General features: G+C 70.7%; 11 protein-coding genes and 3 pseudogenes. 12 read left to right on the top strand and 2 right to left on the bottom strand.

All coding sequences use genetic code 11. The annotated features are described in order from the left end of the window. Positions 1-681 (top strand): annotated as a pseudogene (locus tag K7G60_RS31625) (hypothetical protein); the annotation flags it as partial. 217 nt (positions 682-898) lie between these two features. On the opposite strand, the gene K7G60_RS31620 reads toward K7G60_RS31625, so the two are convergent. Both K7G60_RS31620 and K7G60_RS31615 read right to left on the bottom strand, forming a co-directional pair. Continuing rightward, a complete protein-coding gene (locus K7G60_RS31620; protein WP_225804395.1) occupies positions 899-1,330 on the bottom strand; it encodes a subtilase-type protease inhibitor in 432 nt (143 codons plus the stop codon). Between the two features lie 591 nt (positions 1,331-1,921). After that, the gene (locus tag K7G60_RS31615) at positions 1,922-3,184 is read right to left on the bottom strand and encodes a beta-ketoacyl synthase (protein WP_225804394.1); all 1,263 of its coding nucleotides are present in this window, start codon (positions 3,182-3,184) and stop codon (positions 1,922-1,924) included. Positions 3,185-3,250: 66 nt separating this feature from the next. Here K7G60_RS31615 and K7G60_RS31610 point away from each other — a divergent pair, with 66 nt between their 5' ends. The 11 genes and pseudogenes from K7G60_RS31610 (at position 3,251) to K7G60_RS31560 (ending at position 11,443) form a co-directional block, all read left to right on the top strand. After that, the gene (locus tag K7G60_RS31610; protein ID WP_225804393.1) at positions 3,251-3,868 is read left to right on the top strand and encodes a TetR/AcrR family transcriptional regulator C-terminal domain-containing protein; all 618 of its coding nucleotides are present in this window, start codon (positions 3,251-3,253) and stop codon (positions 3,866-3,868) included. A 175-nt stretch (positions 3,869-4,043) separates the two neighbouring features. Continuing rightward, positions 4,044-4,661 (top strand): annotated as a pseudogene (locus tag K7G60_RS31605) (IS5 family transposase); the annotation flags it as partial. A gap of 71 nt (positions 4,662-4,732) precedes the next feature. Next, a complete protein-coding gene (locus tag K7G60_RS31600) occupies positions 4,733-5,260 on the top strand; it encodes a winged helix-turn-helix domain-containing protein (protein WP_225804392.1) in 528 nt (175 codons plus the stop codon). After that, complete coding sequence (locus K7G60_RS31595; RefSeq protein WP_263986537.1) at positions 5,257-5,784, top strand: transposase; 528 nt, start codon at positions 5,257-5,259, stop codon at positions 5,782-5,784. Before K7G60_RS31600 ends, K7G60_RS31595 begins: the two co-directional genes overlap by 4 nt. A 72-nt stretch (positions 5,785-5,856) precedes the next feature. After that, complete coding sequence (locus tag K7G60_RS31590; protein WP_225804391.1) at positions 5,857-6,396, top strand: GNAT family N-acetyltransferase; 540 nt, start codon at positions 5,857-5,859, stop codon at positions 6,394-6,396. Then, positions 6,386-6,808: pseudogene (locus K7G60_RS31585) on the top strand (transposase); the annotation flags it as partial. The gene K7G60_RS31590 and the pseudogene K7G60_RS31585, both read left to right, overlap by 11 nt. A 17-nt stretch (positions 6,809-6,825) precedes the next feature. Next, positions 6,826-7,437: a hypothetical protein gene (locus K7G60_RS31580; RefSeq protein ID WP_225804390.1), complete on the top strand. Its 612-nt coding sequence runs from the start codon at positions 6,826-6,828 to the stop codon at positions 7,435-7,437. Positions 7,438-7,827: 390 nt separating this feature from the next. After that, complete coding sequence (locus K7G60_RS31575) at positions 7,828-8,703, top strand: hypothetical protein (RefSeq protein WP_225804389.1); 876 nt, start codon at positions 7,828-7,830, stop codon at positions 8,701-8,703. A 716-nt stretch (positions 8,704-9,419) separates the two neighbouring features. Continuing rightward, entirely contained in the window at positions 9,420-10,052 is a 633-nt protein-coding gene (locus tag K7G60_RS31570) for a hypothetical protein (RefSeq protein WP_225804388.1), read from the top strand. A gap of 350 nt (positions 10,053-10,402) precedes the next feature. Further along, the gene (locus tag K7G60_RS31565; RefSeq protein ID WP_225804387.1) at positions 10,403-10,663 is read left to right on the top strand and encodes an SCO4225 family membrane protein; all 261 of its coding nucleotides are present in this window, start codon (positions 10,403-10,405) and stop codon (positions 10,661-10,663) included. 114 nt (positions 10,664-10,777) lie between these two features. Continuing rightward, complete coding sequence (locus K7G60_RS31560; protein WP_308082715.1) at positions 10,778-11,443, top strand: response regulator transcription factor; 666 nt, start codon at positions 10,778-10,780, stop codon at positions 11,441-11,443. The last annotated feature ends 6 nt before the right edge of the window (positions 11,444-11,449 follow it).

Below are 11,449 nucleotides of genomic sequence, written 5' to 3'. Positions count from 1 at the left end.
CGCGCCAACCGCGCCCGCATCAACCTCGCCCTCGCCCTCCCCGCCTGGCTCGCCGCCGGCCGCCACGACTGGCGGGCCGCCGCGCTCCTCGCGGCCGGTGCCACCGCCGTGCGCGTCAGCGGCCTCTTCCTCGTGGCCGCACTTCTCGTCCACTTCGCCCTGACGGCCCGCTCGCACGGCGCGCTGCGCCGCCTGCCGTGGCTGGCCCTGCCCGCCCTCCCACCGCTGCTCCACTCCTGCTACCTGTACGCGCGCACCGGCGACTGGATGGCCTGGAAACACGCCCAGGAACGCGGCTGGTACCGCGAATTCCACCCGCCGTGGGAGGCCTGGGGCACCACGTGGGACGCCGCGTTCGGACACGGCTACACCACGCCGTACGCCCTCGTGTGGCAGGCGGAGCTGGTCGCCGTGTGCGTCGGCCTCGTGACGGTGGCCCTCCTGGCCCGCGCCCGGCGCTGGCCGGAGGCCTGCTACGTCGCGCTCAACCTGTGGGCCCTCGGCACCTCGTACTGGTACATGTCCGTCCCCCGCGCCACCCTCCTGTGGTGGCCCCTGTGGATCGCGATCGCCTGCTGGACGCTGCGCAGGCCCCGTTGGCTCGCCGCCTGGCTCTGCCTCTCGGTGCCCCTCTCCGTCGTCCTCGCCGTCACCTTCTTCTCCGGACGCTGGGCGGGCTGAGCCACCGCCCCGCAAGGTCACGGCGACCTCCTCGACGCCGGCCGGGCAGCCCACCGGCCTCGCGGCAGTACGCCGGCGCCGGGCCCGTTTCCCCTTTCCCCGGCGGACGAGTTCGTGGCCCCCGCCCCGTTCGGCAACGACCACGATCTCCCGGACCCTCTCGGTCAGCGACAGATGACGACGGCGTCAGGGCCGCGCCACGCCCACCGATCACCGATCAGAACGCGAAGGCTGCCCCGCTGTTCAGGGTGGCGCCCATGGTGCACGCGTTGGCGAAGGTGTACTGCCACGAGGTGCGGGTCCCCTCCCACACTCCGTCCACGTTGATGGTGACGGGATCGAAGTGCTGCGGGCACATCTGGTCCGGGTTCGGGGAGGCCAGCAGTCCGTCGAAGGAGCCGTCCAGGGAGGTGGACTTGAGCTCGGCGCAGGCGGCCTCGGGGGCGGGGTGGGTTCCGCCGGCGGTCGGAGCGCAGCTGAGCGTGACCGCGCGCAGAACGGTGGCCGTGCTCGCGTCGGCGCCCTTGCCGATGCTCAGTACGACGGCAGAGGGCGCGTACAGGCTGTCGGTCCGGGCTTCCGCGACACCGGCGGCGCCGGCGACACAGAGGAGAGCGAACGCGGAAACCGCAGCGAATCGGCGCAGCATGACGGGTACTCACTTTCGATTCGAAGAGTTGAGGCGTGATCTACCTTCTGATCGCCACCTCGCTTGCGCTTCGGAGTGTGCCTGACACACAGAGCGATCACATCCTCACGGTCGCTATCCGGACAGGCGCCCACGCATACCGGTGATCGAATGATTGTTCAGCAGGTCAGGCCCGACGCCGGACCGCTCCGGCGCGAGCCTCCGCCCGTCCCTCTCCAGCGCCGCGGCGGCTGCCGTCCTGCTGACGGACACGCCGGGTTCAGCGGCCCGTCGTTCAGTACGACCGATTAACGACGCCGTCCGGCGTACGAGGACCCGGACGCACTCGACCACGCCGCCATCCACCCGATCCGCCGCACCCGGCCGTGCCCCCGCCCGGGTCCCGGCACGCAAGGACCCTGTCGGCCACGGAGCTTCGGCGAGCCCGGGTGCACCGAGGCCTTCGCAGGACACCGGCCCGCCCTCGCCGCAGGACGGCCGCCCGATCGTCGGTGGGCCAGTGGCCGATCACTTATGGGCACGTCGCATCTCCTCGATGCGTGTGACGACGTCGACCGGTGTCGCACTCGGCTGACGGTGCGTTCGCCCCGGTCACGGCGTGGTCGAGACCGTACGGGACGCACGGTGCCGTGCGCCGGTGAAGACGAGTGAGACGTTCTGCCCACCGAAGCCGAAGGAGTTGCTGAGCACGGCCTCCTGGGGGGCGTCTCGTCGTTCTGTGACGACATCGAGGTCGATGTCGGGCCCGATGCCGGCCGCGGCGAGGTTGCGGGTCGGCGGGATGACGCCGTGCTCCACGCTGAGGACGGCGATGAGCGCCTCGATCGCGCCGGCCGCCCCGAAGAGATGACCGAGCGCCGCCTTGGGAGCTGTCACGGTGGCGCGGCCGAAGACCTTTCCGATCGCGTGCGCCTCCGCGACGTCGCCGACCGGAGTTCCGGTGGCGTGGGCGTTGACGTGGCTGATCCGCTCGGGAGCCAGGCCGGCTTGCGCGAGGGCCTTCCGCATGGCCGATATCTGACCGGAGCCGTCGGCGGCGGGGGCTGTGATGTGGTGGGCGTCGGCGGCGATGCCGGCGCCCGCGAGCACCGCGTGGACGCGCGCGCCTCGGGCGTCGGCGTGCTCGGCGCTTTCGAGCACCACGACAGCGGCGCCTTCGCCGAGGACGAAACCGCTGCGGTCCGCGGCGAACGGCCGGGACGCCGACGCGGGTTCGGCGGTGTACCGGGACAGTGCCTGCGCCTGGGCGAAGCCGGCGACGGTGATCGGGGCGATCGCGGCCTCGGTCCCTCCCGCGATGACCACGTCCGCCTCGCCGGCACGGATGAGCCTGGCTCCCAGGGCGATCGCCTCGGCGCCGGAAGAGCATGCCGAGACGGGCGTGTAGACGCCCGCCCGTGCGCCGTATTCGATGCTGATCAGCGCCGCCGCCGCATTGGGCATGAGCATCGGGACCGTGCGTGGCGAGACGCGGCGCGTCCCGGCCTCCTCCAGTACGTCGTCCTGCTCCAGCAGGGTGCGTACGCCACCGATGCCCGTGCCGATCGCTGACGCGAGCCGGTCCGGGTCCACCTCCGGGGCGCCGGCATCGGCCCAGGCCTCGGCCGCCGCGGTGAGGGCCGCCTGCTGCGAGCGGTCGAGCCGCCTGGCCTGCGCCGGCAGCAGCGACTCTGCGGGGTCGGTCGCCATCGTCCCCGCGACGACGTCGGGAAGGCCGGTGTCCTCGTGGCCTCGCAGGACGCCGCCGCGGATGCCGGACTCGCCGGCGAGCAGGGCTTTCCAGGTGGACTCCACGTCTCCACCGAGTGGCGTGATCGCGCCGAGTCCGGTCACGACGACTTCAGTCCCGTGCATGCCCTTCACCTTTCTTGTATGTGATACAAGTGAACAGGGCCATGTTGTATCACATACAATTCGGGTGTGGAGAAGAAGCGAGCCGAAGCCCGGTCGACGCCGGCCCGGTCGCGCGACCGCGGTCGCGCGACGAGGCGACGGCTGATCGAGGCGACCGCACGGCTCTGCAAGGAGCGCCCCGGTGCCGAGGTGAGCGTCGCGGAGATCGCGAGCGCGGCGGGCGTCTTCCCCAACCAGGTCACCTACCACTTCGGATCCAAGGACTCGCTGCTCGTGCACGCCGCCTTTCTGGGCTTGCTGCACGACGCCCGGCGGATCGAGCGCATCGGTCGCCAAGCCCCCGATGCGGCTGCATTCCGGCGCAACATCGCCCGCGCCGTACTGGCCATGCCCTCGCTCCCGTCGGTCGCGCGAGCACTCGCCGCCGCGATCTCCAAGCCCGAGCTCGCCCCCGTGGTCGACCAGCACCTCCAATTGCTGTTCCGGCAGTCCGAGCGCTTCGTGAGCCGACTCATCGAGGGGCGCGACTGGAGGGCCCGCCGACCGCTCGACGTGGAGGTCAGGACGTTCTGGAGCACCGCGCTCGGCGCGGTGCTGCTCGTCCGCGCCGGGGCGCACGGCACTGTCGCCGATCTCGACCTCGCCGGAGCGCTGACCATCCACGACGAACCCGAGCTCGGCTGACCCGGTCGACCGGGCCGGTGACGACGACGCGCGCGGTTCCCGCGCGTCGGCCTGGTGGTCGGGGGCTGCCACCGGTGATCGGTGGGGCTGCGGCCTTTGCCGCGTACGCTCCTGCGCGGGGGCGGTCCCGTACAGGCGATCGAGTGGGCCGAGGACCTGTCTGATAATTGATCTCGTGGTGGATCGTGGTGAGCTGACGGGTGCGGCGTGGGAGCGGACAGTTCCCCTGCTGCCTGGTGTTGACGGACGTGGGCGGCCGTGGCGGGATCACCGACAGGTGATCAACGGGGTGTTGTGGCGGCTGCGGACCGGTGCTCCGTGGCGTGACCTGCCGGAACGCTACGGGCCGTGGCAGACGGCCTATGAACGGTTCGCCCGCTGGGAAGCGGACGGCACCCGGGCCCGTTTGCTCGAACAGGCCCAGGTCCGGGACGACTCCGTCGGAGCCGTGGAGTGGACCGTGTCGGTCGACTCCACGATCAGCCGGGCTCACCAGCATGCCGCCGGGGCCCGCAGAAAGGGGGCGGCGGCGGGGGACGAACTGGAAGATCCGGCACGTCCGTCGGCCGGCCAGGCGCTCGGCCGGTCCCGCGGCGGGCCGACCGCCAAGGTCCACCTCGCCTGCGACGGCCGGGGCCTGCCCCCGGCCGTCGTCGTCACGCCGGGCAACGTCAACGACTCCACCGTCTTCGAGACGGTCATGGACGAGCCGAGGGCGCCCCGGACTGGTGCCGGGCGCCCTCGCCGCAGGCCCGACGCGGTCATCGCGGACAAGGCGTACTCGTCCCGGGCTACTGAACTTGATCGGGTGATGTCGGGCCTGTTCGTCTGACGGTGGTCGGTTGCTTCCGGTAGTCGTGGGGCGTGAGATACGCGCAGGGCGGCGGGCTGACCGACGCCGGGAGGGCTACGCGGGAGCGGATCCGGCTGGAGGCCGTGGAACGCTTCGGGCACAGGGAGAAGAACAGGGAGATCGCGGCCGCGCTGCGGGTGAGCGAGCGGTCGGTGGAGCGGTGGCGCCGCGCCTGGCGCGAACGCGGAGATGTCGGGGTCCTGTCGAAGGGCTCGCCTGGCCGCCCGAGACTCGGTCCGGAGCAGATGGACAGGCCGGAGCGTGGACCACTCGCCCACGGCTGGGCAGACCGGCGATGGACGCCGGCACGGGTGAAGACGCTGATCGGCCGGCTGTTCCACGTCTCGTACACAGTGGAGGGCACCTGGCGGCTGCTGAAGCGGCACGGGTGGTCGTGGCAGCAGCCCGCCCGGCGGGCCATCGAGTGTGACGAGGAGGCGGTGGAACTGTGGAAGAAGGAGGTCTGGCCGCGGGTAAGAGCACCGCGGCGGCGTGCGGCGGCTGAATCCTCTTCGAGGACGAGGCCGGGCAGTCGATGACGCCAGCGCGTGCCAGGACCTGGGGCCGGATCGGCTGCACGCCAGTGGTGCGGGTGCGGGGCCTGGGCTCGGGACGGGTGTCAATGGCGGGCATGACCCGCTACAAGCCGGGCGAGCGTTCTCGGATGTTCTACGCGGTCCGCGAGTACAGCGGACGCAAGGACCAGCCGAAGGGGTTCGGATGGCGTGACTTCCGTGACCTGCTCATCCGGGCCCGTATCCAGCTTGGCGGCCCGATCGTGCTGGTATGGGACAACGTCCGCATCCACCTGAGCGCCCCGCTGCGGGAGTTCATCGCAGCCAACGCCGACTGGCTCACTGTATTCCAGCTGCCCTCCTACGCGCCGGATCTCAACCCGCGGGAGGGCATTTGGTCGCTGGTCAAGCGCGACATTGGCAACCTCGCCGCCGCCGACCTGGGCCAGATCACCCGAGCTGTGAAGCGCAGACTCAAGCAGATCCAGTACCGCCCGGACCTGGTCGACGGCTGTCGCACCGGCACCGGCCTGATCATGGACGGCTGACCGACGCTCAGTCGCTGCACGCCACCAAAAAGCCATGGCAGGGGCCCAGCCCCCGTCGTAGGGTCATCCGACATGGCCGGTAGTCTTCACGACAAGCACGTCTTTCCCGAACTCAAAACCGACGTCTCCGGATTGACGTTGTGTGCACTCACTGCTGAGCAAGCCGATGAATATTACGCGCTCATCGATCGAAATCGCGAACACCTCACCCAGCACGGCGACTACCAGGCGCCGGCCGCATCGGACTGCAAGACGGCACATGCCGAGCTGCTCAACGACCCCAGCCCGTCCCTCCGCTGCGGCGTCCTCCTTCACAGCGCCCTCATCGGCCGCGTCGACCTTGTGGCCGTCAACCCACCCAAGTACGGCTTCGGATACTGGCTCGACCGCGAGGCAACGGGCCATGGGTACGCGACTGCAGCCTGCCGTGCGCTGATCGAGTACGGAGCCACTGTGTTGGGCGCCACCGACGTGTTCGCGGGCGTCACCCACGGAAATGGAAAGAGTGGCGCCGTGCTGACCCGGCTCGGCTTCAAGGTCGCCGAGGTCTTCGAGACCTACACCCGATACCACCTGGCCCTCGTCGCCTCACCCTGCACATATCCCGCGTAACGGTGCGATCGGGCCGAACCGGCCACCGTTAGGCGAACGGGCCCGACATCACCCAATCAACTTCAGTATCCGCCAGGTCCTGCGCAGGCGGGGTATCCAGGCCGTGATCCCGGAACGTGCCGGCCAGAAGGCCAACCGCCTGCGGCGAGGGAAGGCGGGCGACAGGCCGCCGGCCTTCGATCCCGAGCTCTACAAGGCCCGCAACGTGGTCGAACGCCGCTTCGGCCGCCTCAAGCAGTTCCGCGCGATCGCCACCCGCTTCGACGAACCCGCCGCCCGCTACGCGGCGGGAATTCACCTCGCCGCACTCATCCTCTGGCTCCGCGGACCCGGCCAAGGACCTTGGGGCGCTTCTTCGTGCCCGGGGCGTCGGCCTTGGTCGATCACGGAACTTGACCTCAATCGCGGTTGAAGTTAGAGGCTGGCGCCATGACCGCCATCGTTGCCGGCCTCCGGCCGGTCGCACTGCCCGACCCCGCCCGTCCGGACGCGGGCCTCGTCCTTGCGTCCCTATGGCACACCGAGGGGCCCGAACAACAGCAGAGGGTCATGTCCGGCGTCATGGACGCCTGGGAGAAGGCCCGGCTGCCAGCGGCGTATCTCGCGCGGCACTGTATGGCAGGGTCCGACGGCCGGACCATCCTCAACTTCGCCCAATGGACGAGTCCCGAAGCGCACCGGGCCTTCACCGCCGACCCCCGCAACCAGCAGTCTCTTGGCAGTGCCGTCCAGGCGCTGTACTCGGCCGATCCGCCAGGCCGTTACGTGCCGTACCACTTCGCGCGGCGGCACGACGGAGCCGCCCGCTACTTCACCGCAACGTGGCACGACACCAAGGACTACGGGATGGCCCGATTGCTCGCCGACGAGTTGACCGGGCGTGCCCCCGCCGCCCCGGCGTCCTCGGTCGCAGGGGCGGAGCATTTCTACATCGGCGAGGCCGGACGGCAGCTCCTCGTCCTTGCTGGGTTCCAGAACGAGCCCGGCGGTGACGGCCCATGGTTCCGGCCATTCCGCGGACTGGTGCGAGCGGCGCGCTAGAAATTTGCTCCCACACCGCATCCGTCAGCTCACCGCGACCAGCTACAAGATCAATTACCAGACAACCTCCAGGTGCTCCCGGCGCGGTTGGTCGGCCGGCTGCGGTCGGCCGACCGGCTCCGTGACGTGCCGGCGGGGATGTCCTCCCGGCTGGAGGAGAAGCGTGGCGGGGCCAGGGTCGGACTGCTGGAGGACCGGGTCCCGATCGTGTCCGGCCTTCCAGGCGTCACGGTCGCGTCCGGCCCCTGGCCAGTGGGATGCGGAGAGGATCCGCCTGCCGGTGTGCGAGTGGAACGCGGGCGCGAGGGAACCGGGTTGCAGGCTGGTCGGGAGCTGGGGTGCAATCGGGCGGGCCGTGGACCTGCGGCTCGGGCGGGGAGGGATCGGTTCATGGACGGGACGACAGCGCTGGACAGCGTGCTGCGGCGGGCGCACGTGGTCCAGGTGAGTTCGGTGAGCGGGGCCGGAACGGACGGAGATATCCGGGTGGACCTCTCCGATCCGGCGGAGGCGGCCCGGTTCAGGACGGCCATGGCCGTGGAATCGTTGCCCGGGTTCCACTGCATGTGTCTCGGGGACGTCCGCTTCGAGGTGTTCGACCGGGCTGGTGGACGGCTTGCGGTCGTTGTCCTGCACCACGGGGCGACACTGAGGTGGGGACAGTGGGAGAGCGACGCCGTCCTCGCCGACGGCCGCCTGCTCCTGGCGTGGCTGGACGGACACGGCATGCCCGGCCCCACGCGGCAGTTCGAGGCCGACCGGCAGCGAGCGGACGAAAGGGCCGAGGAGGAGCGCGACTGGCTGGTCGCGATGCCCGCCGGACTGGAGGGGTTCGCCGACCGGATCCTCGACCTCTCCCGCACCGGCGGCGGCCCTTCCCCCGAATTGCTCGCGGAACTCACGGACCGACTTCGGCTCACGTTCCCCGATCCGGTGGAACGGGTGCTGGCCCTGCTCGCCTGGCACGGCTCCGGCAGCGGGCGCTGCTCCGGCTACCCCGTCCACGAGGGCGTGCCCGGCGCGCTGCTCGGCAGGGTGCCGATCGCCGACCTGCTCGCCGGGCTGGCCGACCCACGGGCCGAGGAGCGGCACGACGCCGGGGCCGTACGGCACCTGGTGGGCTGGAAGACCCGCCCGCGCCGGAAACAGGACGTCGCCGGCCTGCCCGGACCACTGCGCGCCCGCCTGCTGGCGCACGCCCGCGGCTCTGGAGACTCCGACAAGCGGCGCCGCGCAGAACGGTGGTTGGCACCCTCCCGGGCCTGAGGCAGCGAAGGCGATGAGCAAGGGGCTTTCAACCGTTCCTCCCGGCGACTGGTCCCTCTGCGGAGCAGTGGGTTCCGCGGCCACACCGGTCGTCCCGCAGGACTGCGCGCCTTCCCCGGCGACGACCGCCGGTTCACCGCCCGCCGTCACCGGCTCCGCGGGTTCCATGGGGAGGGGCTCGACGAGCGGCCCGAGGCCAAGTGGAGACGAAGGGGAGGGAAATGAGCCGTATCACCGACCTGTGTGCAGCCGGAGACGTGCCGGCCCGGGACGGGCTGTACCGGGCGGACGGTTCGGCACGCGTGTTTGAAATCGATTCCGCCGCGCTGTCGTGGTTCGATCTGGGAGCGCCGCTCGATCTGGAGGAGCTGCTGCACGGCGATCCCGAAGGGATGACCACGTACGACATTCACCCCGACTGCTCTGCCGAGCTGCCGGACGGCTCCGGCTACGTGTGCGGGGGCGATGGGTCCCATGGCTCGGAGGGCTCCTTCGCACGGGGCTGGACGCCGACAGGAATCTCGTCTGGGTGGTGTCGCTGGGCGACTCGAACCCGTTCGAGAAGGTGGAGGTCCACCAGGTGGAGCCTCTTCCGCCTGCGGACGACGTTGCGGGCACCCCTGGGACAAGAGCCGCGCGGCCTGCCTCAGGGGTGGCCTGTCCCGCTCATGGGGCCTGCGTGATCAACGCGTCGGGCGGTCACGAAAGGAGGCCTCGTGCGGCCGCTTGGAAGACTCTTCAAGAACCTCGGGAACACCCACGAGGCGCCTGGTGACGAGACGTTCGCGGAGACCGGACCATGCGAGTGCTCCCCCGAATGGCCGGCGCTTGAGACGACCGCGAACAGCCACACGATGCGCGCGCCGCCCCCGTCGCACTACAGCATCATGACGAACCCGGAGATCGGGACGCTCGTTGCCCGGTGCACGGGGTGTCGCGCCAGGTACCCGGCGCCGTGGGCGGTGGACGGGAACGAGCCCATGCCCTACGACTTCGCGCGGGATGCCGCCGAGCTCACCGACCGGGAGCGTCCGCACGGCCCCGTCGAGGCGGAACACACGATCAGCACCGCCAGCGGGAACAGCTGGCCCGCGCTGCCTGGGATCGACTACGCGACGCTCTTCCAACCCCGCTCACTTGTCTGCGGGTCGGCTGAGGCGGAGGGCGATCACTCCTTCCGTACAGGAACGGCTCTGATCTCGGTCTCATGGGAGCTCGCGAGTACGTGGGCCGTATACGTCGAGGGCGCTGCTTCGCTGGAAGCCGCCGACCTGATCGTCGAAGAGATGGCACGGCAGCTCGGCGAAGCGACCGGCGAGACAGCCCTCCATTACAGGATCAACGGCTAGGACCTGCCGGGTGACCTCTGAGGGCGGTGACGCCCCACGGGCGTGAATCTCGTGATCGTAGATCTCGCCGGGTGAGAGAGAAGGGCGGCATGGAGATGGCCGTACTTCAGCAGATGCCGGCAGGAAGAAGCCCTTCCACGCGAGCGCGCAGGGGTCGTACGCGACCGGCGCGCACCCCGACCGCCGTCGTCGCCCTCGCGGCGGCCGTCGCCGTGATCGGCTATGCGGCCCGCAACGCGCAGGCCCCCACAACGGTTTGAGCAGCGCCGCTCAGGCACCGGGGGCCGCCCCACCGCACGATGGAACCGTCGTCGACACGACGGAACCGATCCGCCCAGGAGGAATCGATCATGCGAGAGGGCCGCCCCCGCACACTCGTCCGGCTCACGTTCGCCAACCCCGCCTCACTGGTCCACCTCGGCCTGGTGGCCGCGGCGGCGCTTCCCGTGGTGTTCGCCTCCGCGACCGCAGACAGCAGCTTCGCGGCCGTCTGGTTCCTGCCGATCACCGCACCCACCAGCCTGCTCCTGCTCCTCCCCGACGCCACAAAGCGCCATGCTCTTCGACCCACTGGGAGCACGGGCCGCATTCTCCAGTGCTCGGTCGGCTGAACCGTGGCACACGCGGCGGGCGTCCACCCGGCTTCGGCCGGTGCCACCACGTCATCGGCCGCTGCTTCAACCGCCTCAGGCGGTAGGCCGAGGCCCGGCCCGATAATGGGCTTCGTGATCGACAGACAGCTGCGCGTGGTGCTGGCCGAGGACTCCGTCGTCCTGCGGGACGGCATGGTCGAGTTGCTCGGCGCCCGTGGATGCCGGGTGGTGGCCACCGCCGGGACGGCACCCGAACTGGTCGCCTCGGTCGACGAGCACCGGCCCGACGTGGCCGTGGTGGACATCCGGATGCCGCCCACCCACACCGACGAGGGCATTCGTGCCGCCGTCGAGATCCGGGCACGGACCCCCGAGGTCGGCATCCTGGTCTTCTCCCAGCACATCGAGACCGTCTGGGCCTCCCGGCTGCTGGCGGACGGAGCGGCGGGCGTCGGGTATCTGCTGAAGGAACGCGTCGCCCGCACCGACGAGTTCGTGGAGGCGCTGCACCGGGTCGCCGACGGGGGCACGGCGCTCGACCCGGAGGTGGTCACCGGGCTGGTGCGGGGTGGGCGGCGCGGCCGGGTGGACACGCTGACGGGGCGCGAGCGCGAGGTGCTGGAGCTGATGGCCCAGGGTCGTTCCAACCGCTCCATCGCCGCGTCGCTGGTGGTGTCGGAGCGGGCGGTGGAGAAGCATGTCGCCGCCGTCTTCCTGAAGTTCGGCCTGCGGGCGACGGACACCGACAACCGGCGTGTGAAGGCCGTCCTGACGTACCTGGCGGAGAGCGCCGGCTGAGCGCCT

This window comes from Streptomyces sp. NK15101 (genome assembly GCF_020400725.1).
In the GTDB taxonomy this organism is placed as follows: Bacteria; Actinomycetota; Actinomycetes; order Streptomycetales; family Streptomycetaceae; genus Streptomyces.
Note: the sequence above shows the minus strand (reverse complement) of the source record. Positions and strands in the feature narration are given on the sequence as shown.